Origin of the sequence: Micromonospora sp. LA-10 (assembly GCF_051853095.1) — a bacterium.
GTDB classification, from domain to species: Bacteria; Actinomycetota; Actinomycetes; order Mycobacteriales; family Micromonosporaceae; genus Micromonospora; species Micromonospora echinospora_A.
This window is the reverse complement of record NZ_CP195710.1, coordinates 1,543,550-1,565,802: the sequence shown is the minus strand read 5'-3', so window position 1 is coordinate 1,565,802 and position 22,253 is coordinate 1,543,550. Positions and strand designations below refer to the sequence as shown.

Annotated in this window: 22 protein-coding genes; 5 read left to right on the top strand and 17 right to left on the bottom strand. The window is 73.9% G+C overall.

Annotated elements, in window-relative coordinates:
* Positions 1–3 precede the first annotated feature (3 nt).
* The 12 genes from ACSDG8_RS07275 to ACSDG8_RS07220 form a co-directional block, all read right to left on the bottom strand.
* Complete coding sequence (locus ACSDG8_RS07275) at positions 4–1,377, bottom strand: glycosyl hydrolase family 18 protein (protein ID WP_210899461.1); 1,374 nt, start codon at positions 1,375–1,377, stop codon at positions 4–6.
* Between the two features lie 121 nt (positions 1,378–1,498).
* Entirely contained in the window at positions 1,499–2,599 is a 1,101-nt protein-coding gene (locus ACSDG8_RS07270; protein ID WP_210899459.1) for an L-dopachrome tautomerase-related protein, read from the bottom strand.
* Positions 2,600–2,687: 88 nt separating this feature from the next.
* Positions 2,688–4,949, bottom strand: a complete 2,262-nt coding sequence (locus ACSDG8_RS07265) for a catalase (RefSeq protein WP_210942889.1) — start codon at positions 4,947–4,949, stop codon at positions 2,688–2,690.
* A gap of 93 nt (positions 4,950–5,042) precedes the next feature.
* Positions 5,043–5,705, bottom strand: coding sequence for a 4'-phosphopantetheinyl transferase family protein (locus ACSDG8_RS07260; RefSeq protein ID WP_210899455.1), 663 nt, complete (start codon positions 5,703–5,705; stop codon positions 5,043–5,045).
* Positions 5,705–6,526, bottom strand: coding sequence for a metallophosphoesterase family protein (locus tag ACSDG8_RS07255; RefSeq protein WP_210899453.1), 822 nt, complete (start codon positions 6,524–6,526; stop codon positions 5,705–5,707). Before ACSDG8_RS07255 ends, ACSDG8_RS07260 begins: the two co-directional genes overlap by 1 nt.
* Positions 6,523–7,527 (bottom strand): prolyl aminopeptidase, encoded by a 1,005-nt coding sequence (pip, locus tag ACSDG8_RS07250; RefSeq protein ID WP_210899451.1) that lies wholly within the window; start codon positions 7,525–7,527, stop codon positions 6,523–6,525. Before pip ends, ACSDG8_RS07255 begins: the two co-directional genes overlap by 4 nt.
* A 46-nt stretch (positions 7,528–7,573) precedes the next feature.
* A complete protein-coding gene (locus tag ACSDG8_RS07245) occupies positions 7,574–7,948 on the bottom strand; it encodes a hypothetical protein (RefSeq protein WP_210899449.1) in 375 nt (124 codons plus the stop codon).
* 123 nt (positions 7,949–8,071) lie between these two features.
* Positions 8,072–9,550 carry a hypothetical protein gene (locus tag ACSDG8_RS07240; RefSeq protein WP_210899447.1) on the bottom strand — a complete coding sequence of 493 codons (1,479 nt, stop codon included), beginning with the start codon at positions 9,548–9,550 and terminating at the stop codon, positions 8,072–8,074.
* A gap of 135 nt (positions 9,551–9,685) precedes the next feature.
* On the bottom strand, positions 9,686–10,648 hold the full coding sequence (locus ACSDG8_RS07235) for an anti-sigma factor RsbA family regulatory protein (RefSeq protein WP_210899446.1): 963 nt from the start codon (positions 10,646–10,648) through the stop codon (positions 9,686–9,688).
* Positions 10,645–11,472 (bottom strand): MEDS domain-containing protein, encoded by an 828-nt coding sequence (locus tag ACSDG8_RS07230; RefSeq protein WP_210899445.1) that lies wholly within the window; start codon positions 11,470–11,472, stop codon positions 10,645–10,647. The genes ACSDG8_RS07235 and ACSDG8_RS07230 overlap by 4 nt, the downstream gene beginning before the upstream one ends.
* 23 nt (positions 11,473–11,495) lie before the next feature.
* Positions 11,496–12,605, bottom strand: a complete 1,110-nt coding sequence (locus ACSDG8_RS07225; protein WP_210899444.1) for a hypothetical protein — start codon at positions 12,603–12,605, stop codon at positions 11,496–11,498.
* Positions 12,606–13,691: 1,086 nt separating this feature from the next.
* Positions 13,692–14,207 (bottom strand): 2'-5' RNA ligase family protein, encoded by a 516-nt coding sequence (locus tag ACSDG8_RS07220; protein ID WP_210899443.1) that lies wholly within the window; start codon positions 14,205–14,207, stop codon positions 13,692–13,694.
* 101 nt (positions 14,208–14,308) lie between these two features.
* On the opposite strand from ACSDG8_RS07220, the gene ACSDG8_RS07215 reads away from it, so the two are divergent.
* Positions 14,309–14,815: a mycothiol transferase gene (locus ACSDG8_RS07215; RefSeq protein ID WP_210899441.1), complete on the top strand. Its 507-nt coding sequence runs from the start codon at positions 14,309–14,311 to the stop codon at positions 14,813–14,815.
* Here ACSDG8_RS07215 and ACSDG8_RS07210 read toward each other — a convergent pair.
* A complete protein-coding gene (locus ACSDG8_RS07210; protein ID WP_210942890.1) occupies positions 14,788–15,789 on the bottom strand; it encodes a glycoside hydrolase family 88 protein in 1,002 nt (333 codons plus the stop codon). The two genes, ACSDG8_RS07215 and ACSDG8_RS07210, sit on opposite strands and share 28 nt — an antisense overlap.
* A gap of 133 nt (positions 15,790–15,922) precedes the next feature.
* On the opposite strand from ACSDG8_RS07210, the gene ACSDG8_RS07205 reads away from it, so the two are divergent.
* Together ACSDG8_RS07205 and ACSDG8_RS07200 are read left to right on the top strand one after the other, a co-directional pair.
* The gene (locus ACSDG8_RS07205; RefSeq protein WP_439427743.1) at positions 15,923–16,297 is read left to right on the top strand and encodes an SCP2 sterol-binding domain-containing protein; all 375 of its coding nucleotides are present in this window, start codon (positions 15,923–15,925) and stop codon (positions 16,295–16,297) included.
* A complete protein-coding gene (locus ACSDG8_RS07200) occupies positions 16,294–18,372 on the top strand; it encodes an amylo-alpha-1,6-glucosidase (protein ID WP_439427742.1) in 2,079 nt (692 codons plus the stop codon). The genes ACSDG8_RS07205 and ACSDG8_RS07200 overlap by 4 nt, the downstream gene beginning before the upstream one ends.
* Positions 18,373–18,391: 19 nt before the next feature.
* On the opposite strand, the gene ACSDG8_RS07195 is transcribed toward ACSDG8_RS07200, so the two are convergent.
* Complete coding sequence (locus tag ACSDG8_RS07195) at positions 18,392–19,111, bottom strand: Pr6Pr family membrane protein (protein WP_210899435.1); 720 nt, start codon at positions 19,109–19,111, stop codon at positions 18,392–18,394.
* A 25-nt stretch (positions 19,112–19,136) separates the two neighbouring features.
* A complete protein-coding gene (locus ACSDG8_RS07190; protein WP_210899431.1) occupies positions 19,137–19,829 on the bottom strand; it encodes a hypothetical protein in 693 nt (230 codons plus the stop codon).
* A 143-nt stretch (positions 19,830–19,972) separates the two neighbouring features.
* On the opposite strand from ACSDG8_RS07190, the gene ACSDG8_RS07185 reads away from it, so the two are divergent.
* Positions 19,973–20,863: a DUF72 domain-containing protein gene (locus tag ACSDG8_RS07185; RefSeq protein WP_210899430.1), complete on the top strand. Its 891-nt coding sequence runs from the start codon at positions 19,973–19,975 to the stop codon at positions 20,861–20,863.
* Between the two features lie 36 nt (positions 20,864–20,899).
* The gene (locus tag ACSDG8_RS07180) at positions 20,900–21,109 is read left to right on the top strand and encodes a GTPase activator (protein ID WP_210899428.1); all 210 of its coding nucleotides are present in this window, start codon (positions 20,900–20,902) and stop codon (positions 21,107–21,109) included.
* A gap of 9 nt (positions 21,110–21,118) precedes the next feature.
* Here ACSDG8_RS07180 and ACSDG8_RS07175 read toward each other — a convergent pair whose 3' ends face one another.
* Positions 21,119–21,502, bottom strand: a complete 384-nt coding sequence (locus tag ACSDG8_RS07175) for a hypothetical protein (protein ID WP_210899427.1) — start codon at positions 21,500–21,502, stop codon at positions 21,119–21,121.
* A gap of 111 nt (positions 21,503–21,613) precedes the next feature.
* The gene (locus ACSDG8_RS07170) at positions 21,614–22,243 is read right to left on the bottom strand and encodes a hypothetical protein (protein ID WP_210899425.1); all 630 of its coding nucleotides are present in this window, start codon (positions 22,241–22,243) and stop codon (positions 21,614–21,616) included.
* Positions 22,244–22,253 lie beyond the last annotated feature (10 nt).

Genomic DNA, 22,253 nt, shown 5'->3' with positions numbered 1-22,253 from the left:
GGGTCAGGCCGGCAGCCGCCAGACCTGGTTGGCGCCGCCGAAGCAGTCCCAGATCTGCAACCGGGTGCCGTTGGCGGAGCTGTTGCCGGTGGCGTCCAGGCACCGGCCCGACACCGGGTTGCGCAGCGTGCCGTTGCTCTGGGCCGCCCAGACCTGGGCGCCGGTGCCGTTGCAGTCCCACAGCTGGATCTTGGTGCCGTTGGCGGTGCCGGCGCTGGTCACGTCGAGGCACTTGCCCAGCGCCCGCAGCGTGCCGTCACCGGCGACGGTCCAGCTCTGCGCGGCGGTGCCGTTGCAGCCGTACAGCTGGATCGCGGTGCCGTTGGCGGTGCTCGCGGCCGCCACGTCCACGCAGGCGCCGCCGATGCCGGTGATCGGCCCGGTACGCCCGGACGGCGGCGGCGTGCCACCGCCGGTGACGGTGTCGTAGATCGCGCTGACCAGCGAGGTCGAGCCGGTGGTGTCCTGCGACAGCTCCCAGTTCATCATGCCGCCGGCGTTCGCCATGGCCCACTGGGTCTTGCGCGTGACCGTCGGTACGCCGTTGTAGCACTGCTGCGCGCCGCCCACCGTGGTGCAGTCCCGGTTGGCGTTGGCCGGGTCCATGCCGACCAGCGCGGAGTAGGTGTAGTAGCCGGGCCGGCTGTAGAAGGGCACGCCCAGCACCGCCTTGGCGGCGGGCAGGCCGCGCGATTTCCACCTGTTGATGCTGGCGATCGACCAGTCGTAGTTGGCGTGCGGGCTGCCGCCGTCGTACGCCATGATGTTCAGCCAGTCCACCGAGGAGAAGACGGCGGTGGGCACGCCGTCGACGTAGTAGCCCTCGGAGACCACGGCTGCGGTGAGCAGCTTGCCGCGGCTGTGCAGGGCGCTGCCGAGCTGCTGCATCAGCAGCGTGTAGTTGTTCGCCGAGGCGCCTGGGTCGGGGTACTCCCAGTCCATGTCGACGCCGTCGAGGTTGTACTGGTTGACGAAGGCGATCAGGTTGTTGACGAACGTGGTGCGCGTGCCGGAGTTGGCGGCGAGCGCCTCGAACGCGGAGTCGTCGCCGTCGTTCCAGCCGCCGACGGCGATGGAGACCTTGACGTTGTTGGCGTGCCCGAGCGACACCAGCGAGGAGAGCTTGCTCGGGTTCTCCACCGGGCGCAGGCTGCCGTCGCCGTTGGGGAGCACGAACGCGTAGTTGATGTGGGTGAGCTTGCCGTACTGGATGGTGTTGACGTTGCCGCTCCAGGACGGCATGTAGCCGACGCTCTTGAAGTTGTTCGGCAGCACCACCGCTTCGGCGGCGGGCGGGGCGAGGGTGAGCGTCGCGGCGGTGGTGGCCAGCGCGAGCGCTCCGGCGGCCAGGCGCCGCCGGAGGTGAGGTCTGGGCATCGAGGGCCTTCCCGGGGACGGGGGCGGATGGGGGTCTTCCTCGAGGTGGCCCAAATATTAAAGACTATTAACTAAGCCGTCAACGACACACTTCGATACGTGACGCGGCGTGCGCCCTCGGTCAGCGCAGCAGCACCGGCCCGGCGCCGATCGGCACCCGGAACAACGCGTACGGCTTGCGCCGCAGATCCCGTCCGCCCTGGTAGGTCGCCTGCCGGTGCAACTGGTTCGCGGTCACGTAGAGGTGCCCGTCGACTGCTACCGACATGGTGTCCGGCCAGAGCAGGCGCGGATCGTGCGCCACGGTCTCGAACTCCCCGTCCGGGCGGCGCCGCAGCACCGCGTTGTGCTCGTACGCGGTCAGGTAGAGCGCCCCGGAGTGGTCCGTCTCCAAACCGTCGGAGCCGGTGCCCTTGTCGCCCTCGTCCACCACCGTGGCGGCGACCTGCTCGTCGCCGAGCGACCGGTCGGCCAGCGCGTCGGTGGCCACGCTGTACCAGCGGCGCGAGGCGAGCGGGCAGTAGTGCAGCCGGCTGCCGTCGGCGGAGATCGCGATGCCGTCCGCGCCCATCGACACCGGCGTCGCCGGCCCGTCCGCCGGGCGTTGCAGGAACGGCCGCCCCTCAACCACCGGCCGGAACGTCGTCAGCGGCTCGGCCTTGGTGGACGGATGCTCGTGCAGCCGGCGCCAGGACTCCCCGGTGGCCAGGTCCACCACGATGAGGCCGTTCGGCCCGGAGTCGGAGGAGTCGGTGATGTAGGCCAGGCCGGCCTCGCCGCGGCGCAGGTCGAACCGGACGTCGTTGAGGTACGTCGTGGGCAGCGCCACGTCGGCCGGGAAGGTGATCACCTGCGCGACGGCGTCGGTGTCCAGGTCGACGCGGACCAGCTTCGGCCCGCCCGGCTTCGTGGGCTGGAACATCGGGCTTCCGGTGTCGAGCACCCAGAGGCGGTCGGCCGGGTCGACCACGATGCTCTGCACCGAGACGAACGCGCCCGCGTCGTCGTCGCCGGAGGGATCGTTCCATCCCTGGTCGGGGAACGGGACCTCCCGGCCGTCCCGGAGCTCCACGACGGTGGCCGGCACCTCGTCACCCCACTTCGGGAAGTTGACGAAGATCCGGCCGGTGTGCGACACGCTCACCCCGGTCGGCATCGCCCCGGTGAAGGTGTGCACCAGTTCCAGCTCGCCGACCGGCTCGTCGGCCACAGGCCCGTTCATCCACTGCTCGTTCCCGGGCGGGACTGCGGCAAACGTCGGCGTGGGGCGGCCCCGGAATCCGGGACCGCCCCACGCACGGGACACAGGATCAGGCGACCGAGGCCGGGAACCTCTCCCAGACCCGGTGCGCCGCCATCAGCCGCTGCACCTCGGTGAGCACCTCGGCGCCGGAGCCGCCGGTGACCACGCCCGGCGTACCGGTGACACCGGCCTGGTTCAGCACCTCGGCGCCGGCGCCCCAGGCGCCGATCACCTTGGCGTGCCGCCACGCCTCCTCGACCAGCAGCAGCACCCGCGGGTCGACGGTGGACGAGCCCGCCGCGCCCGCCTTGGCGTCGCGGGCCGGCAGCGCGTCCGGCGCCGGGGCCGGCGCGCCGGCCAGCAGCACCGCGTCGAACTCGACCGAGCGGCCGGTGGCGAACGTGCGCTGCACCGGCAGCCCGTCGACGGTGCCGCCGTGCGCGGCGATCAGCAGCGGCACCATGCCGGCGGCGAACACCGCCCGGCGTACCTCGTGCACGTCGTTCATGTCGCCCTGGGCGTCGACCACGATGCCGACCATCCGGCCGTCGGCCGGCCACTCCCGGCCCACCTGGGACAGCGCCGGGCTGGGCTGCACGTCCGCGAACGGCACCGTGGGCTGCGGCACGGGCAGGCCCAGGCCGATCGCCACCTGCTCGCACAGCACCGGGTCCACGTTCGCCAGGCACTGGAGCTGCCGCTCCTTGATCGCCTGGTGGTAGCACTTGCCCAGCTCGAACGTGTACGCCCGGATGATGTGTTCCTTCTCCACCGGCGACATGCTCTGCCAGAACAGGCGTACCTGGCTGTAGTGGTCGTCGAAGGAGGCCGGCGCGGCCCGCACCTTCGGCGCCTCGGCCACCGTCACCGGCGTGTCCACGAACGCGTGCTCGCGGTCGCCGGCCGGGAACGGGTTGCCGCCGTCGAGCGAGTTCGGCCGGTACGGCGCCACGCCCGCGTGCACCGCGTGCTGGTGGAAGCCGTCACGCAGCATGTCGTTGACGTCGGCGTGCGGCCGGTTGATCGGGATCTGGGTGAAGTTCGGCCCGCCCAGGCGGGTGAGCTGCGTGTCCACGTACGAGAAGAGGCGGCCCTGCAACAGCGGGTCGTTCGTCACGTCGATGCCCGGCGGCAGGTGCCCGACGTGGAACGCCACCTGCTCGGTCTCGGCGAAGAAGTTGCGCGGCGTCTTGTTCAGGGTGAGCTTGCCGATCGGCTGCACCGGCGCCAGCTCCTCCGGCACGATCTTCGTCGGGTCGAGCAGGTCGATCCCGGCGAACGTCTCCTCCGGCGTGTCCGGGAAGACCTGGATGCCCAGCTCCCACTCCGGGAACGCGCCGGCCTCGATCGCGTCGTACAGGTCACGGCGGTGGTAGTCCGGGTCGATGCCGCCGATGAGCTGCGCCTCCTCCCAGGTCAGGGAGTGCACGCCCAGCTTCGGCTTCCAGTGGAACTTGACCAGCACCGTCGCCCCGGCCTCGTCGACCATGCGGAACGTGTGCACGCCGAAGCCCTCCATGGTCCGGTAGGACCGCGGGATGCCCCGGTCGGACATGTTCCACATGGTGTGGTGCTGCGCCTCGGTGTGCAGCGAGACGAAGTCCCAGAACGTGTCGTGCGCGCTCTGCGCCTGCGGGATCTCCCGGTCCGGGTGCGGCTTGCCGGCGTGGATGACGTCCGGGAACTTGATCGCGTCCTGGATGAAGAACACCGGGATGTTGTTGGCGACCAGGTCGAACGTGCCCTCGTCAGTGTAGAACTTGGTGGCGAAGCCACGGGTGTCGCGGACCGTGTCGGCCGACCCGCGCGAGCCGAGCACGGTGGAGAAGCGGACGAAGACCGGCGTCTCGCGCCCCTTCTTCAGGAACCCGGCCCGGGTCACCTCCTCCGCGGTGCCGTACGCGACGAACGTGCCGTGCGCGCCCGCGCCCCGGGCGTGCACCACCCGCTCCGGGATCCGCTCGTGGTCGAAGTGGGTGATCTTCTCCCGCAGGTGGTGGTCCTGGAGCAGGACCGGGCCGCGCGGCCCGGCCTTGAGCGAGTGGTCGGTGTCGCGCAGCCGGGCCCCGTTGGCGGTGGTGAGGTACGCGCCCTGCTGCCCCTTGGCGATCTTCGGCACGCCGGTCTCGGCGCCGGTCGGGGTCCGGGTGTCCGGCGCGCCCTGCTCGTCCTTGGGCGGTAGCGGCCCGTGCGGCGTGGTCGGCTCCTTCAGCGGCGGCGGCGCGCTGCCGGGGGCGCCCGGCACGTCCGGAGTCAGCGCGTCGCCGACCTTCTCGACGGCGGCTTCGACGACACCCTTGACGATCTGGGTGGGCTTGCTGGATTCCATCAGGACCTGTCCTCCTACAGCTAAATGTCCAGGCCCCTTGGGCCCTACCCCAGCTCAGGGCGGGCAAACCGGAACAATCGCGGTAATCGCTGCTCAGGACCCGCGCGGCACGACCACGGCGGTGAGCAGCAGGCCGCCCGCGACCAGCCAGCGGCCGTCCAGGACGTCCAGCGGCGGGCCGCCGTCGACGCGGGCGCCGTCGACCAGGATCCGGGCGGTGAACCGGCCGGCCCGGTCGAACGTCAGCTCCGCCTCCTCGAACCCGAGCCAGCGCCCGGTCAGCGGATACCACGCCTTGTAGACCGACTCCTTCGCGCTGAACAGCAGCCGGTCCCAGTGCGTCGCCGGGTCGGCGGCGCGCAGCGCGGCCAGCCGCTCCGGCTCGCCCGCCACGGTGACCACGCCGGCCACCCCGTCCGGCAGCGGCTCGTGCGGCTCCGCGTCGATGCCCAGCCCGGCCAGCGCCCCGGCCGGGGCCACCGCCGCCGCCCGGTAGCCGACGCAGTGGGTGATGCTGCCCACCACGCCCTCCGGCCAGACCGGCTCGCGCCGGGTGCCGGAGCGGATCGGGACGGGCGCGTACCCGAGGCGGGCCAGCGCCTCCCGCGCGCAGCGGCGGGCCGTGACGAACTCCTGGCGGCGGCCGGCCACCGCGCGGGCGACCAGGTCCTCCTCGCCGGGGTACGGCGTCTCGTCCGGCACGTCGGCGAACGCCTCGACGGCCAGCGCCCCGGCCGGCAGCAGCGCCGCGATCATCAGAGGATCCGCTTCATCGGCGCCGGCTCGCCGCCGCGGCGCCGCCACTCGCGCGGGTAACCCAGCGACACCTCTTCGAACCGCACCCCGTCGTAGTGCGTGGTGCGCGGGATGTGCAGGTGGCCGTAGACCGCGACGGCGGCGCGGTGACGCACGTGCCAGTCGGCCGTCTGATCGGTGCCGCACCACTGGGCGAACTCCGGGAACCAGAGCACCTCGGTGGGCTGCCGCACCAGCGGCCAGTGGGTGACCAGCACCGTGGGCAGCGCCGGGTCGGTGGCCGCCAGCCGCCGCCGGGTCGCCTCCAGCCGCGCCCGGCACCAGGACTCCCGATCCGGGTACGGGTCGGGGTGCAGCAGCATCTCGTCCGTGCACACCACACCGGCGTCGTACGCCGCGCGCAGCGACTCCTCCTTCGTGGCGGTGCCCGGGGCGCGGAACGAGTAGTCGTAGAGCAGGAACAGCGGCGCCACTGTGACCGGCCCGCCCGCGCCCCGCCACACCGCGTACTCGTCCTCCGGGGTCAGCACGCCCAGCTCGCGGCACATCGCCACGAGCGCGTCGTAGCGGGCCACGCCGCGCAACGTCACCGGGTCGTTCGGGTGGGTCCACAGCTCGTGGTTGCCGGGCGCCCACACCACTGTGGCGAACCGGTCGCGCAGCAGCCGCAGCGTCCGCTCCACGTCGGCGAAGACCTCGCCCACGTCACCGGCCACGATCAGCCAGTCGTCCGCCGTCTCCGGCCGCAGGCCGTCCACCACCGCGCGGTTCTCCGCGTACGACACGTGGAGATCACTGACCGCGTACAGCCCACCCGTCACCCGGCCGATCCTGCCAGCGGCGGTCGGCGATGACCAGGCCCGCCGGCCGGGCTGTCGACCCTCGCGGTCACCTCGTCGAGCGCGCGCAGCACCTCGCGGGTCACCCCCGGCTCGGCCGCCGAGTGCCCGGCATCGGGCACGATGCGCAGCGTCGCCTCGGGCCACCGGCGGACCAGGTCGTACGCGGACACCGGCGGACAGCACAGGTCGTAGCGGCCGTTGACGATCACCGCGGGCAGGTGGCGGATCCGGTCCACGCCGTCGAGCAGCTGGCCCTCGGCGAGGAAGCCGCCGTGCACGGCGTAGTGCGACAGGATCCGGGCCACCGGCAGCGCGTTGTCGTCGGCGGTGAAATGGGCGAGCAGCTCCGGGTCCGGCCGCAGCGCCGAGTTGACCGCCTCCCAGCGGCCCCAGGCGCGCGCCCAGACCCGGGCCTGCGCCTCGTCCGGGCCGTGCAGCCGCCTGTGGTACGCGCCCAGCACGTCGTCGCGCTCGCCTGGCGGGACCGGGGCGACGAACCGCTCCCACTCCTCGGGCTGGAGATGCCGCAGCCCGCCCTGGTAGAACCAGTCCCGCTCGCCGCGCCGCATCAGCAGCACGCCGCGCAGGACCAGGCCGGTCACCCGCCGCGGGTGCGCCTGCGCGTACGCCAGGCCGAGCGTGGTGCCCCACGACCCGCCGAACACCAGCCAGGAGTCGATGCCCAGCCGCTGCCGGATCGTCTCCAGGTCGGCCACCAGATGCCAGGTGGTGTTGGCGCGCACCTCGCCGTGCGGGGTGCTGCGGCCGGCGCCCCGCTGGTCGAACAGCACCGCCCGGTGGCGCCCCGGGTCGAAGAAGCGGCGCGCGGCCGGCACCAGGCCGCCGCCGGGCCCGCCGTGCAGGAACACCACGGGTACGCCGTCCGGCCGCCCCACCTCCTCCACGTACAGGATGTGGCCGTCACCGACCGGGAGGCGGTGCGTGGCGTACGGTTCGGCGGGCGGGTGCAGGCCGGTCATGCCCGGTCATTCTGCCCGCCGCGGCCGACGTGCGGCGGCCCGTGGTTCAGCAGGCGACGTTGCCGCCGAGGTTGTCCAGCAGCGCGTCGGCGACCCAGCCGGAGACGCCTGTGGTGACGTTGCGCAGGTACGTCCACGTGTAGGTGGTCTTGCCGTTGGCGGTGACCCGGTCGCCGCTGGCGAAGCAGTGGAAGTCGACGTTGTGGTTGAGCTGTCCGTAACCCAGCGAGGCGCAGGTGGTGTGCGGGCCGGTGCGGATGTTGACGTTCGTCGCGTTGAAGAGCTGGCCGAACTTGCTGTCGACGTTGGAGTGCGAGTGGCTGCACCCGGCGCTCGCCGGCCCGGCCGTGGCGGTCACCACGGCGCCCGCCGTGGCGACGGTCAGGACGACGGCGGCACCGATCGAGGAGATTTTCCGCATACCCGTCAACTCCCGCAAAAGATCGAGATTCACCAGCAGGGCGATCCAAATATTTGCATAGAGCAAGCTCGATGAGCAAGGTGCGGGCCGCCGGCCCGGCCCCGGACCGGCGGCGTCGATCGCTCAGGCGGTGGCCGGCACGCCGTTGTCCGTACCCGTGGTCTCGATCTCGGGCACCCCGCGCGGAGCCGGCGTGCGGACCGCGAACGCGTCGAAGCTCGGCCCGTCCAGCCGCTCGACGAACGGCTCCACGACCGGCGGCTCCGGCTCGGCCGCGTCCGCCTCGGTCCGCCCGTCCGCGGTCCGCCCGTCCGCGGTCCGCGGCGTCGCGTCGGGCGCCACGGTGCCCGCCGGGCGCGCCGACACCTGCGGGTACTCGGCGGTCTCCCCGCCGCCCGCCGCGGCCGCCATGACCGCCGCCGCGGCGAGGTCGGCGACCCGCTTGGCCTCCCGCTGCACCCGGGCCCGGGTCTCCTTGGCGTGCTGCTCGGCCAGGTCCGCCGCGCGCCGCGCCTCGTCGAGCCGCCTGGTCTCGGTGGCCAGCTCCCGGCGTACGCCGACCAGCCGCTCCTCCAGGTCCGCGCCGTTGCGTTCGATCGTGCCGATCTCCCGGCGGGTCTCCTCCAGCTTCCGGGAGACCGTCTCCAGTTCCGCCTTGAGCCCGGTGAGCGTCTCCTGCCGCTGCTGGATCTCCCGCTGCACGCCGGCGAGCTGCTCCTGGTGCGCCGCCGTCTCCTCGTCGGCCCGGTCACGGACCTCGGTGGCGTACTGCTGGGCCTCGGCGACCAGCGCGGCGATGTCCTTCTCGGCGGCCGCGGCCCGGTCGGCCAGCTCCTGCTCGGCGGCGGCCCGCCGCTCGTCCAGTTCCTTGGCCATCGTGGCCTGCCACTGGGCCAGCTCCTGCTGGGCCTTGCTGCGGTTGGCCTGGACCTCCTGCTGGATCTGCGTCCGCGCGGCCTTCACCAGCGCCTCGGACGCCGAACGCGCCTGCTCGACCTGCTGCGCGCTCTGCTCGCTGACCCGCTTCGCCTCCTGCTGGGCGCGGTCGTGCGCGGCCTGCCCCTCGACGCGCAGCTTCTCCGCCAGCTCCCGCACGGCGGTCAGCTCCGCCTGCGCGGCGGCCCGTCGCTCCTCGTCCACCCGCTCCTGCTCGGCCCGGCGCGCCGACAGTTCCTCGTCCAGCTCGCGCCGCTCGCGCGCAGCCTGCTCCTGCGCCGCGGCCAGCAGCTTCTCCGCCTGCGACTGGAACTCGTCAGCACGCCGGGTGGCCACCTCGGTGATCTGCCCGGCCTGCTTCTCGGCCAGATCCAGGATCTGGTCGACCATCGGGCCGAGGTCCCGGAAGGACGCCCGGTCCACCGCCGCCGCCGGACGCTCACGCAGCTCGGCCGCCTCGGCCTGCGCCCGCTGCACCTGCGCGGTCAGCTCCCGCACCTGCGCGTACGCCCGGTCCCGCGCGGTGGTGAGCGCGCTGACCTCGGCGTCGACCTGCTCGACGTACCGGTCCACCTGACGTTTGTCGTAGCCGCGCAGCGCCGGATCGAAGCGCGGGCGCGCGGACACGTCGTCGTGGGGTGCGAACGGATCGTCGCCGTTGGACATGCGCCATCCTCCGTCGGTTCGCCAGCGCCAGGCCGGCGGATGACCGCCCCGCAGGGCACGATGAGGCGCTACGGTACCGCGTCCGCGCGCGCGTCTCGCCCCGCCCCGCCCGCTGCCCGCCGACCGGCGTCGCGGTCAGACCGGGAAGTGCGGGTTCCCCGCCGTCAGACGGATGGTGAAGCCGCTCGCGTCACGGTGGTGCGTCACGTGGTCGCAACTCTGGTGGCTGATCCAGAGACCCAGCCCGCCGTCGGAGCCGTCGCCGACGGGCAGCAGCCCGGCGTACGGATCCTTCGGCCCGGGACCCCGGTCGTGGACGGTGACCACGATCCGGTCGGGCGCGCGCCACAGCCGCATCCGCACCGGCGGCTCGCCGTGGCGCAGCGCGTTGCTCACCACCTCGCTCACCGCGATGACCAGCCCGTCGGCGCTGTCCGGCGGAAGCAGGCCGTTGTCGGCGGCGCGCACCTCCGCCCGGGCCCGGGCCGGCGTCGGATCGATCAGCTCGACGAGCGGCGCCGTCCGCTGCACCGGGTCCAGCGGCGCCGGACGCGGCTCGGTCAGGTAGCTCATCGGATCGGTGTAGAGATCGACCGTCTCGTGCCCGCCGTCCGGCCGGGCCACCCGGGGATGGGTACGCGCCACGTCGGCCAGCACGCGCGTGGGGGTGCTGCGGCGGTCGTAGGCGCAGATGCTCCAGAGCGGAAAGTCGTCGTAGGCGTGGTTGATGGCCGACTCGTAGCGGGCCCACCAGTCCCAGGTCGCGCCGAGCAGCACCGGCGGCAGCTCGCCGACCACCCGGATCTGCGCCGCACCCTCCGCCACGTACGAGGCCAGGCGCTCCCGGTAGACGCGCAGCGCGACACTGGGCCGGGCGTAGAGGTCGCCGACCGGCAGGAACGTGACGTCGGCGCCGGCGGGCAGCGCCCGGCGCACCAGCTCGGCGTTGGGCTCGTCGAGGTTCACCGCCGTCCGTTCGCCCGCGGCGAGCCCGTCCAGCAGGAACGGCACGGCCAGGGCGAGCAGCTCCTCGTCGGAGTCGTAGAGGAACGCCTCGTGGAAGTAGCCCACGTGACCGGAGGCGGCGCCGGTCCTCATCGGAGCACCTCCACCCGCACCTCGGTCAGGCCGAGCAGCTCGACCAGCCGCGCCGGCGCCTCGTGCGGGGTGCGCAGCACCGCGACGGCGTCGTGGCGGCGGGCATGGTCACGCAGGTGCAGCAGGCTGCGGTGATCCACGAAACGCAGCTCGGCGGCGTCGAACACGAGCCGGCCGGCCACCGGTCGCGGGTCGGCCCGCTCCAGCGCCGCGGCGAAGCTCCGGTGGTTCGACGGGTCCAGTTCGCCGCCGAGCGCCACCAGCGCGTCACCGCCGCCGGAGTGCAACCGGAACAGCACGTCGGCGTTGGTCTCCGGGTGCAGGCAGGCCAGCTCCTCGATCGCCGCGTCGCCGAGCTGCCGGCGGTCGTAGGCGCAGACCGCCGACATCGGCCGGTGCCGCATCCAGTGGTCGATGCGGTGCTCGTAGCGGGCGAAGGCGTCCCGCTGGGCGGGGGTGCGGACCAGGCTGGTCGCCTCGGCCAGCACCCGCAGACCGGTGTGACCGGCGGCCAGCGCGTCGGTGGTGGCCCGCGCGTACGCCCGGACCTGCCGCTGCGGGTCGACGACCTCGTCGTGCCGGTACGCCTCCCCGACGGGGAGCAGACGCAACGCGTCCCGCCGGCGCGCGGCGTCGACCCCGGGCACCGACCTCAGCCAGCCGGCCATGGTGGCGCGATCCTGCGGGCCCACCACCCAGACCTGCTCCCCGGCGGCGAGGCCGGCGGTCACCTGCTCGACCGCCAGCGCGCGCAGCGTGGCCGGATCCTCGTAGGCGAGGCAGCCGTGGGTGTAACCCGGGTACGACGCGCCCCCGCTGGTCACCGGCTCTCCCTCATGGGCCCAGTCTATGCCGCGCCCACCTGCAGGTCCCGCCAGGCCGTGGCCTCGGGCGGCGGGTCGCCCAGCTCGAACTCGGCCCAGTTGTTCCAGTACGCGATCGCGTCCACGTCGTTCTGCTGACGCAGCCAGGTGACGTGCTCCCGGACGGTGCGCGCCCGGCCCGCGCCGGTGGTGTCGGCCGCGGTGCGGCTCAGGCCGTACTCCGGGACCAGCAACCGGATGCCCGGGTACGCGGCGCGCACCTTGCCGAAGGCCACCCCGAACATCCGCGAGGCCGGCCAGTACGCGGCGGTGTCCCGCGAGTAGCAGTCCACGCCGTAGTGGGTCATGCCCGGGTAACCCCAGTCCGTCGGGTTGCCGCGTCCCTCGTCCAGCCAGTAGCGGGTCACGATCGGGCCGTGCCCGAGCACCCACCGCCGGTTGCGGTGCGCGGCCACGATCTGGGTCACCCGGCTCGCCGTCGCCCGGTACGTCGCCGGGGCCACGTCGCCCATCGGCTCGTGGTACCAGGTCAGGTAGATCGGGCGGTTCACGCCGTCGAGCCAGCCCGCCAGCTGCTCGACGTCGTCCTTCCAGCTGACGTGCATGACGGCCGACGGCGCGTCGGCGAACTTCCCGGTGTTGAGCGCGGGCAGCTCCGGCAGCGTGTCCGCGTCCGGACCGTCGGTGCCGAAGTCGCGCATGTAGCGGATGCCCGGGAAGTCGGCCACCGCCCGCTGCGTCCGCGCGCCCTTCTCGGCGCTCATCCCGACCAGCAGCGGCACGGTCAGCGTGGTGGTGCCCGTGCCGGTGCGGCCGGCGCCGTCACGCGCCGTCGCGGTCAGCGTCACCGTGCCCCGGCCGGCCAGCACGGTGACTGTGAAGCGGCCCGGTTCGGCGGCGACCGGTGTGACTGTCACCCCGGGCGAGGCGCCGGCGAGCTGGACGGTCAGCGGGACGCTCAGATCCACCCGGACCGGACTGTCCCAGGTGACGCCGGTGGGGTCGCTGACCCGGCCGGCGAGCGTCAGCAGCCGCGAGTCGGGGTGGTAGGCGTCGACCCGTACGGTGGTCGACTGCCCGGGCAGCAGGACGGTCTGGTCGGCGGTGACGGAGCGGACGACGGGTGCGGCCATGAGGATCTCCTTCGACGTGCTCGGCTGCCGCTCCAGCCGCACGTCTTCGGGTGGCCAGAATGGCTCTGACCTGCGCTTTTACCAGCTTGCGTCGGTTCGGCCGCGATCGTCAGGGCAGCCGCAGATGGCGCGAAACCCGGTCGCCGCCACGCTGTCGCGCCCGCATCCTGGACCGATGTCGATCACCGTGCGGCAACTGCACGCACCGGACGGGCCGACGTTCCGGCCTCGATCTCACCCCGCAGTGACCCACCCAAGATCGACACCAGCTCGGGGAGGTGGCCGCATCGGAGGGGTTCTGATGCCCCCACTTCCCCGACCTGGTGTCGATCTTGGGCGGGCTTGCCTGCGCGTCCCGTGGACCCGCAGGTCGGGGGAGTGTCGGAGATGGGAGAGGGGTGCGCCCCGGCTGGGTTGGTGCCGTCTGGCTGCCTGCCCGCGCAGCTGCGATGGCCGCCGCGTGCCGTCAACCCTCAAGATCGACGCCAGTTCGGGGAGGCGGCTGTATCGGCGGGGGTCTGATAACGCCACCTCCCCGAGCTGGTGTTGATCATGGGCCGGCTTAGCGCCACTTCGGGGAGCTGGTGTGGATCACGCCCCGTGGATCCCGCGGGTCGGCGGAGTGTCGGAGGGGGGCTGCGACTCGGCTGGTTGGTGCCGTCTGGCTGTTGCCCGCGCAACTGCGATGACCGTCGAGCGCCGTGGGCTCTCAAGATCGACGCCAGTTCGGGGAGGTGGCTGCATCGGAGGCGGTCTGATGCCCCCACTTCCCCGAGCTGGTGTTGATCATGGAGTGGGATGCAGCCACTTCGCCGAGCTGGTGTGGATCTTGGAGTGGGATGCCTCCACCTCCCCGAGCTGGTGTGGATCACGGCTGCGGGTCGGGTCGGGCCGTTCGGTGACGTGGTTCGCGGGGTGGGCCGGGGAATCTGGCGGGGCTTGCGGTGGGGGTGGTGGTGCGAGCGGGCCCCCACTTCGGTACGGGATGTCCGTGAGCGACACCAGGTCGGGGAAGTGGCGCCATCAAACCCGGCCTGATGCAGCCACCTCCCCGAAGCGGCGTGAGGGAGGGCGTGCGGGGGAGCGTCAAGGGAGGGGGTGGGAGATGTCGCGGGCGTGGTCGGCCACCGCCGCGCCGACCACCGTGGCGGTCAGCGGCAGCACCTCCAGGCAGCGGCGTACGGCCGCGCCCATCAGCGGGTTCGGCACCCGCATGGACAGCGTGCAGTGCGGCACCCAGCGTCCCGGCCGGTAGTGCTCGACCACCTCGACGCCGGCCCGCGCCAGCCGGTCGTGCACGTCGGCGTGGTGCGCCAGCAGCTCGGGCGTCGGCGCGAGGCCGAGCCACAGCACCCGCCCGACGAACTGGCCGGCGTGCTGGAACTCCAGCCGCAGCGGCGCTGCGGCCACGGTTCCGGCCAGCGCCTCGGCGACGCGGTGCGGGTCCAGGCGGGGCGCCACCGCCAGCGAGACGTGCGGGCGGTGCCGCTGCGCCAGCAGTGACCGCAGGCTCGGCACCCCGTCGGACTCCAGGAGGTCCCACAGCACCCGGATGCGCCGGGTGGCGTCGGTGTCGAGATACAGCTCCAGCGCCGCGACCACCCGATCACCCTAGATGTCGGGTCCCGCGACGAGGTTTGCCGGGCACGCTGGGCGGTACTGCCCGGGGGGACGGCAGCTGACGACCGGGGAGTGAGGTGCGCGTGGACGCGACGGACGTGCTGATCGAGGCGTACGGCCGGTTGCCCGACCTGGTCGCCGGGGCGCTCGACGGGCTCGACGCGGCCCAGCTGCGGCGGGCGCCGGCCGAGGGGGCGAATCCGGTCGGCTGGCTGGTCTGGCACCTGACCCGGATCCAGGACGACCACGTCGCCGACGTGATGGGCGAGCCGCAGCTCTGGGCCGGCGGCGACTGGGCGCGGCGGTGCGGGCTGCCGGCCGACCCCGCCGACACCGGCTTCGGGCACGGCCCGGAGCAGATCGCCGCGGTACGCCCGGAGAGCGGCGGCGTGCTGCTCGACTACCACCGGGCGGTGGTGGACCGCAGCCTGGGCTACCTGCGCGGGCTGCGCCCGGCCGACCTGGACCGGGTGGTGGACGAGAACTGGGATCCGCCGGTGACGCTCGGGGTGCGGCTGGTGAGCGTGCTCGACGACGACTTCCAGCACGTCGGCCAGGCCGCCTACGTGCGCGGGCTCATCCTGGGCTGAGCGAGTCCCGGGCTGAGCGCCGCCCGGCGCAGCGCGGCGTGCCCGAGCAGGTGGCACGCCTGCGCCTCGGGGGAGGTGCCCGGTCCCGCGAAGTCCGGCGCCCCGCTGACGTCGGTCACCCGGCCGTACCCGTCGACCCGCCGGCCGGCGGCGGCCAGCAGCTCCGCGCCCACGTCGTACCAGGAGCGGGGCAACCATCCGTCGGCCACTCCGGTGAGGGCCGCGTAGGCGAGCAGCTGGGCCGTGTTCGCCTCGCGGAACGCGCCGGGGTCGTCGAGCATGTCGGGGAAGAGGCCGTCGGCGCCCCGGTACGCGAGGCAGGCGGTCAGCACCTCCTCGGCGTGCCCGGCCAGTTCGGCGCGCAGCGGGCCGGGCCAGTCCGGCGCGAGGCGCAGCGCGCGGGCGATCCCGGCGACCACCCAGCCGTTGCCGGTGCCCCACGGTTCGGGCCGGTCCAGTTCGCCGCGGTCCTCGTCCCAGCGGGCGGCGTACAGGCCGGTGCGGCTGTCGTACAGCCGCTCCCGGTGCCCGGCCACCTGCGCGGCGGCCGGTCCGGCGTGCCCGGTCAGCGCCAGCAGCGGGACCACCATGTAGACCGTGTCCGCCCAGACCTGGCGGCCGTCGAGCAGGTGGAACAGCGTGCCGTCGGCGGCCCGGGGTGCACGGCGGGTCAGCCAGTCGAGCTGGGCGTCCAGCGCCACGGCGTACCTCGGATCGCCGGTGCTCCGCGCGGCGTGCCGCACCACCTCGCCGCACGCGGCGCCGTTCACCGCGCCCACCGAGCCGGCCGTCTCGCCGAGCCGCCCGTCCGGCCGCTGCCTGGTCACCGCGGCGTCGGCGACCAGCACGGCGGCCTCGTCCAGGCCGAGGTCGAGCAGGGCCTGGCCGAGGATGCCCTGCTCCCAGGATTCGCGTTGCATCGTCAGCAGCGCGAGCAGCACCCGGTCGGCGGCGGCGTTCCCGGTCGTCACCATGGTCACTGGTTACCCGCCGCGCCGCCGCGCCTCACCCGGACCGGGTGAGTTCGCCTCACCCGGGGCACGGGGATCCTCGCGGCACGGGCGGCGCCGTCAGGCGGGTGGCCGCGACGACCGACGAGGAGGCCCGATGAGCGTCTCGGCCGCGGAACACCTGACCCGGGCCGCCGCCGGCCGGAACCCGGAGCTGCCCGAGACCACCTGCGGCACCATTCGCCTGGACCTGCACGACGACGGCCGCACCGAGCACTGGTACCTGACCGTCGACCGTCAGGACGTCCGGGTGGACCGGCTCTCCGCGGACGCGGACCTGGTGGTCCGCGCGGACCGGGAGGTGTTCGACCGGATGGCGGCGGGCCTCCTGCATCCGGCCGCCGCGCTGCTGCGCAACGACATCTCCGTGGAGGGCGACCTCAAGCTGCTGATGGCGCTGCGCCGGATCTTCCCCGGGCACCCGGCCGCCCGGCATCCCCGGGAGGCGGCCGGGCGGGCGGTGGCCCGATGAGGCAGGAGCTGGTCCACGTCCTCGCCGGGAACGCTTTCGCGGTGAGTGACGCGCAGGGTGACATGGAGATCGACCCGACCGCTCCGATCGGCCTCTTCTCCTTCGACACCCGGTTCCTGAGCCACTGGGTGCTCACCGTCGACGGGGAGCGGCTGCACGCGCTGTCCCGCGACGACCTGACCTACTTCGAGACCCGTTTCGTGCTGGTGCCCGGCGCGGCCAGCCACTACGTGGACGCCGACGTGTCGGTGATCCGGCACCGTCTCATCGACGAGGGATACCACGAGCGCATCACGGTGCTCAACCACTCACCTGAGCCCGCCGAGTACACGGTGCGGCTGGAGATGGGCAGCGACTTCGCCGACACCTCGGAGATCCCGCGTCCCGGCCCGCGCCGGCCGACGATCGTCGCCGATCCGGCCGGGCAGCGGTTGCGGATCCGGTACGAGCGCGGGCGGTTCACCCGGGAGAGGTGCGTCTCCAGCTCGGCCCCGGCGCAGGTGGATCGGAACGGGATGACCTTCCGGATCCGCGTCGAGCCGCAGGACACGTGGCACGTCGACCTGCACGTCGCCATGATCATCAAGGGGGCCCGGGGGCGGGACCTGCGGGCGAACATCGACTCCCACCGCCAGCAGGTCCGGCAGGACATGCGCGAGGACATGCGGCGCTGGTTCGACCGGGCGCCGCACCTGATCTCCGACCGGCCGGCGCTGACCGCCGCCTACCGGCAGGCGCTGAGCGACCTGGCCGCGCTGCGGTACACGCCGCTGGCGTACGTCGACGAGGTGCCGGTCGGCGGGCTGCCCTGGGCGATGACGCTGTACGGGCGGGACGCGCTGATCACCTGCCTCCAGACGCTCCCGTTCACGCCCGAGCTGACCCCGGCCACGCTGCACATGCTGGCCATGTTGCAGGGCGGCCGGCTCGACGACCTGCGCGAGGAGGAGCCCGGCAAGATCCTCGCCGAGCTGCGGTACGGCGAGGCGGCCGCGTTCGACGAGCAGCCCACCGCGCTCTACTACGGCGCGGCCGACACCACGCCGCTGTTCGTGATCCTGCTCGACGAGTACGAGCGTTGGACCGGCGACGTCGATCTGGTCCACGAGCTGCGCCATCCGGCCCGCATGGCGCTGGACTGGCTGACCCGGTACGGCGACCTGTGCGGCGACGGCTACCTGCGCTACCACCCGCGCAACACGACGAGCGGGGTGACGAACCAGATCTGGCGCAACTCCCCGGACTCGGTGGTCGACCGGCACGGCGTGGTGCCGCCGTACCCGCGCGCCACCTGCGAGCTTCAGGGGTACGCGTACGACGCGCGGATCCGGGGCGCCCGGCTGGCCCGGGAGTTCTGGGACGACCCGGGCTACGCCGAGCGTCTGGAGGCCGACGCGGCGCGGCTGCGGGAGCGGTTCGATCGCGACTTCTGGCTGCCGCACCGGGGCTACTACGCGCTGGCCCTCACCCCGGACGGCGAGCCCGTCGACGCGCTCACCTCCCACGTCGGCCACCTGCTGTGGAGCGGCATCGTCGAGCCGGAACGCGCCGACTCGCTGGCCGGGCACCTGTGCGGGCCGGATCTGTACTCCGGCTGGGGCGTCCGTACCTACGCCCAGGGCCAGTTGCCGTACAACCCGGTGGGCGCGCATCTCGGCGCGGTCTGGCCGTGGGACAACGCGATCGTCGCGGCGGGCCTGCGGCGGTACGGCTACGAGGCGGAGGCGGGCGACATCACCGCCGGCATGTTCGCGGCGGCGGAGACGCTCGGCGGCTCGGTCCCGGAGGCCTTCGCCGGCTACCCCCGCGAGGTCACCAAGTACCCGGTTCAGTTGCCGGATGCCGGGCGGCCGCAGTCGTGGGCGGCGGGCGGCCTGCTGATGCTGCTCTCGACCATGCTGGGGCTGCGCCCCTGCGGCGACAGCCTGCTGGTGAACCCGGCTGTCCCGGCCGGGTACGGGCGGATCGAGTTGCTCGACGTGCCGGGCCGGTGGGGACGGGCCGACGCGTACGGCCGGGAGCGCGGCAGGAACCGGCGGCTGCGGGCGGGCGAGGACGCCCGGCGGGCCGCCTGACTCCCCGGCCCGACAGCGGTCAGCCCGAGCCGGTGGGTTCCCGCGACGCCGGCCGGACCGGCGCCGGCAGATCCGTCGGCGCGGCCGGCGGGGACTGCGCCGACCCGGACCGCCCGGCCCGGGCGAGCAGCCGGTCCACGCCCACGAACAGCAGGCCCAGCAGCCAGAACGCCACGGCGAACCCGACCGCGCTCACCGTCACCCCGCCGTAGCCGAGGCGGCCCGCGTCCAGGAACGGGTACGGGTAGCGGTCCACCACCAGGCCGCGTACCAGCGCGAACCCGAGGTACGCCACCGGGAACGCCAGCCACCAGGCGGCGTGGCGGGGACGCAACCGGCCGCGCCTGTCGAACAGCGCCCAGTCGGCGAACGCCAGCAGCGGCACCACCGTGTGCAGGAACTGGTTGCCCCACCACTCGCCCGGCTGCCGGTCCGGCTGTGCCATGGCGAACGGGCTGGCCGGGTTGGCCAGCACCAGGTGGTAGACCGTGCCGGTGATGGTGATGTAGAGGGTCATCGCGCCCTTGAGGGCGCTCGGCGGCTCCGGCCGGTCGCGCAGCGCGCACCAGGCGGCGTAGCCGGCGAGGACGCCGACCGCCACGTTGCTCTGGATGGTGAAGTACGGCAGCAGGCCGGTCACAGTGGCCGGGCCGAGCGCGGTGAGCACGACGCCGGCCACCACGGCGAGCACCAGTGCGAGGCGGAGGAGGATCGCCGGTCGGCGACGCCGGGGGGTCACGGGCGCACAAGTTACCAGCCGGTCGTCAGCCGGTACGCCGCCCAGGCGTGGTGCCGGACGACCGCTTCGCCTGCCCCGGCGGGAGGACGTCCACGCCCGGCGGCCCGCCGGACGGCTGGACCGGGCGAGCGGTCCTGTCGCCCCCTCGCCCGCCGTCAGCCTTCCCCGGCGGGTCGTCGTCGCCCAGCAGCGCGGCGCAGTAGTCCGGCACGCGCTCACGGCCTCCGGCGGCGGCGACGAGGTCGCTGAAGGCGGGTGTGGTCAGGGCGCGTCCGCGGTCCGCTTCGGCGAGGGTCCGGTACGCGACGCAGAGGCCGGGCGGCGTGGACTGCTGCGGCGCCCGGGTCGCCGGTGGGACGGCCGGCAGGGCCGGGTGGACCGACGGCGCGGGCGGCGCGGTGCCGACCGGCGGCGCCGCCGGTCGCGCGGCGGGCGGCAGGTTCCCGGTGGCGGCGAGCGCGACGCCGCCGGTGAGTGATGCGGCGAGCGCGGCCACGGCCACCCGGACACCGAAGCGGACGCGGCGGTGACGGCGTGCCTGCCGGGCCGTCCGGAACGCCGCGACCGCTGCCGCCTCTCCGTCGAGCTCGCTGGTGCCGGGCGTGGTCCGGACGGCGGCCAGTACGGCCATCAGCCGCGGCGGAGCGGACGACGTGTCGCCGGGGCGGCCGGCGAGCAGCCGCTCGACGGTTTCCTGGTCCAGGCCGGATGCGTCCATCTCGTGACCCTCAGCGCCGCCACCCGGCCCCGCGTCACACTCCGCCCCGCGCGACGCCGGTGAGGTCGGTCACCCGGCGCCGGTCACGGCCGGTACGGCATCTCCGGTTGCCGATGTCCGGCGGTCGCGGTGAACTGAATTACATGGGTGTCATCAAGGTGGGCACGTCCTCGTGGGCCGACCAGATGCTGGTCCGCTCCGGGTGGTATCCGCGCGGGGTCAACACGCCCGCCGGCCGGCTGGGCTTCTACGCCGAGCGCTTCGGCCTGGTCGAGGTGGACACGTCGTACTACGCGGTGCCGGCGCCGGAGACCACGGCGGCCTGGGCGGCGGCCACCCCGCCCGGATTCACCTTCGACGTCAAGGCGTTCCGCCTCTTCACCGGCCACCACACCCCCGTCGACGCGCTGCCCAAGGACCTGCGCCCGGCCGGCGCGGCGAACCGGGTCCGGTGGCGCGACCTGTCCGCCGGGGCGTACGACGAGCTGTGGGACCGGTTCCACGCGGCGCTGGCGCCGCTCGCGGCGGCCGACCGGCTCGGCGCCGTGCTGTTGCAGTTCCCGCCGTGGCTGGCCCGCACCGAGGCGGCCCGGCGGCGGATCCTGGACGCCGCGCGGCGCTGCCGCCCCTGGCCGGTCACCGTCGAGCTGCGGCACTCCTCCTGGTTCACCGAGGACGCGATGGCCGACACCGTGACGTTCCTGCGCGAGCACGACCTCGGGTACGCCTGCGTGGACATGCCGCAGGGGCACGTCTCCTCGGTGCCGCCGATCCTGGTCGCCACCACCGATTTGGCCGTGATCCGGTTCCACGGGCACAGCACGGCCTGGGAGAGCGGCGACAAGCAGGAGCGGTTCCGCTACGCCTACGGCGAGCGGGAGCTGCGGCACTGGTCGGTGTTGCTGCGCGAGCTGGCCGACCAGTGCGCGGAACTGCACGTGCTGATGAACAACTGCTGCGGCGACCAGGCCCAGCGCGATGCCGCGAGCCTGGCCGACCTGCTCGGTGTGGCGCCCGCCGCCGCGCGCGCCTGAGGTTTTCCCGGCTTCCTCCCGGGTACCGCCGGGTGCGTGGACGACCACGAAGGGGGATCAGTGGAGCAGCGGCGCGTCGAGGACGAGCGGGACCCGCGGGCGACCCGGGAGGCAGAGGAGGCGCACGGCGGCAGCATGGCGCCGGGCCTGGTGGACGACACCGGGCACCCGGTGGCGGAGTCGCCGGTGCCGGACAACGAGCCGTCGGCGCCGGGCCGGCCGGGCGAGGACGGCACCGGCTCCTGACTGTCGCGCTCAGGGGCGCGTCTCCGGCCGCATCCCGGTCGCCTCTTCCAGCGCGTTGTCACCGAGGTCCCCGTCCGCGCGGTCGTCCGGGAACGTCCGCGCCGACGGGGCCGGATCCGGCGGCGCGCCCGGCCCGGCCTCCGGCGTCCGGGTCGGCTCGACGGTGCCGAACCCGTGCCGGCCCGCCTTCGGCCCGCCCGGTCCGGCCCCGGCCGCCCGGCGCTCACCGAGCCGCCCCTCGGGCACTGCCGTCTCCTCGCTGCCCTCGTCCATCGGGTCGTCGTCGCCCGCGCCCCACGGCGCGTCGGCGTCGAAGCCGCCGGTGGTGCCCCACGGCGCGGCCGACTCCGGCCCGCGCCCGTCACCAGTACCCGGCCGGTTCCTGCTGGTCATGGTCACCTCACCTGGCTGCTGTGCCCGCGCCGCCCGCCGGCGGCCTGTCCGGTTCCGGTGCACCGCGCGGCCGGTGACCCACCCCGATGTGGGTCACCGGCTGCACGGTGGTCAACGGGCGGCCCCGACCAGGGAACGGCCGGCCGCGCCCATGGTGGCGACCTTGCCGATGTTCTTCGGCGCGGACATGATGCCGCCCGCGCGGTCCAGCATGCCCCGGAACACCTGCCCCGGCTTCTGCTGCTCACCCATGTACGCCGACACCACGACCAGCGCGCCGGTCATCGCCGGCACCGCCCACTGGAGCAGCTTCATCTGCCGCTGGCTGGCGGCAACGTTCGCCGGGGTGTGGTGGTTCGGCTCGGTGGTCCCTTCCACAGGCGGACCGCCGGCCCGTTCCAGCCGCCTGCCGACCATCCGGCTGTAGCCGGTCACCGCCAGCGCGCCGAGCGTCAGCGCGGTCTTCACCGCGCTGATCTTCCCCACGCCGGCCTGGCGGGCCATCCGTGGGCTCTCGGTGACCAGCTCGCCGACCGCGCCGGCCAGGTGGGCCCCGATCGCCGCCGCGTTGACCGGCGTCCATCGTGCCCAGCCGGCCGAGGCCACCGGCAGCCGCTGGGTCGTGTCGTTGATGCGTGCCGCCGCGCCGTTGACGCCGAGCGCCCCCATCAGGGAACCGCCGAACCAGGCCGCCAGGCCCAGGTCGTGCATCGAGCGCAGCGTGGTGTGCCGTTCTGACATCAGATCCCCC

Excerpts from the sequence above, each read along its gene's own strand:
- ACSDG8_RS07275 (WP_210899461.1), bottom strand. The coding sequence starts at position 1,377 with ATGCCCAGACCTCACCTCCGGCGGCGCCTGGCCGCCGGAGCGCTCGCG.
- ACSDG8_RS07270 (WP_210899459.1), bottom strand. The coding sequence starts at position 2,599 with ATGAACGGGCCTGTGGCCGACGAGCCGGTCGGCGAGCTGGAACTGGTG.
- ACSDG8_RS07265 (WP_210942889.1), bottom strand. The coding sequence starts at position 4,949 with ATGGAATCCAGCAAGCCCACCCAGATCGTCAAGGGTGTCGTCGAAGCC.
- ACSDG8_RS07260 (WP_210899455.1), bottom strand. The coding sequence starts at position 5,705 with ATGATCGCGGCGCTGCTGCCGGCCGGGGCGCTGGCCGTCGAGGCGTTC.
- pip (WP_210899451.1), bottom strand. The coding sequence starts at position 7,527 with ATGACCGGCCTGCACCCGCCCGCCGAACCGTACGCCACGCACCGCCTC.
- ACSDG8_RS07245 (WP_210899449.1), bottom strand. The coding sequence starts at position 7,948 with ATGCGGAAAATCTCCTCGATCGGTGCCGCCGTCGTCCTGACCGTCGCC.
- ACSDG8_RS07240 (WP_210899447.1), bottom strand. The coding sequence starts at position 9,550 with ATGTCCAACGGCGACGATCCGTTCGCACCCCACGACGACGTGTCCGCG.
- ACSDG8_RS07235 (WP_210899446.1), bottom strand. The coding sequence starts at position 10,648 with ATGAGGACCGGCGCCGCCTCCGGTCACGTGGGCTACTTCCACGAGGCG.
- ACSDG8_RS07225 (WP_210899444.1), bottom strand. The coding sequence starts at position 12,605 with ATGGCCGCACCCGTCGTCCGCTCCGTCACCGCCGACCAGACCGTCCTG.
- ACSDG8_RS07210 (WP_210942890.1), bottom strand. The coding sequence starts at position 15,789 with ATGGTGACGACCGGGAACGCCGCCGCCGACCGGGTGCTGCTCGCGCTG.
- ACSDG8_RS07205 (WP_439427743.1), top strand. The coding sequence starts at position 15,923 with ATGAGCGTCTCGGCCGCGGAACACCTGACCCGGGCCGCCGCCGGCCGG.
- ACSDG8_RS07200 (WP_439427742.1), top strand. The coding sequence starts at position 16,294 with ATGAGGCAGGAGCTGGTCCACGTCCTCGCCGGGAACGCTTTCGCGGTG.
- ACSDG8_RS07190 (WP_210899431.1), bottom strand. The coding sequence starts at position 19,829 with ATGGACGCATCCGGCCTGGACCAGGAAACCGTCGAGCGGCTGCTCGCC.
- ACSDG8_RS07185 (WP_210899430.1), top strand. The coding sequence starts at position 19,973 with ATGGGTGTCATCAAGGTGGGCACGTCCTCGTGGGCCGACCAGATGCTG.
- ACSDG8_RS07175 (WP_210899427.1), bottom strand. The coding sequence starts at position 21,502 with ATGACCAGCAGGAACCGGCCGGGTACTGGTGACGGGCGCGGGCCGGAG.
- ACSDG8_RS07170 (WP_210899425.1), bottom strand. The coding sequence starts at position 22,243 with ATGTCAGAACGGCACACCACGCTGCGCTCGATGCACGACCTGGGCCTG.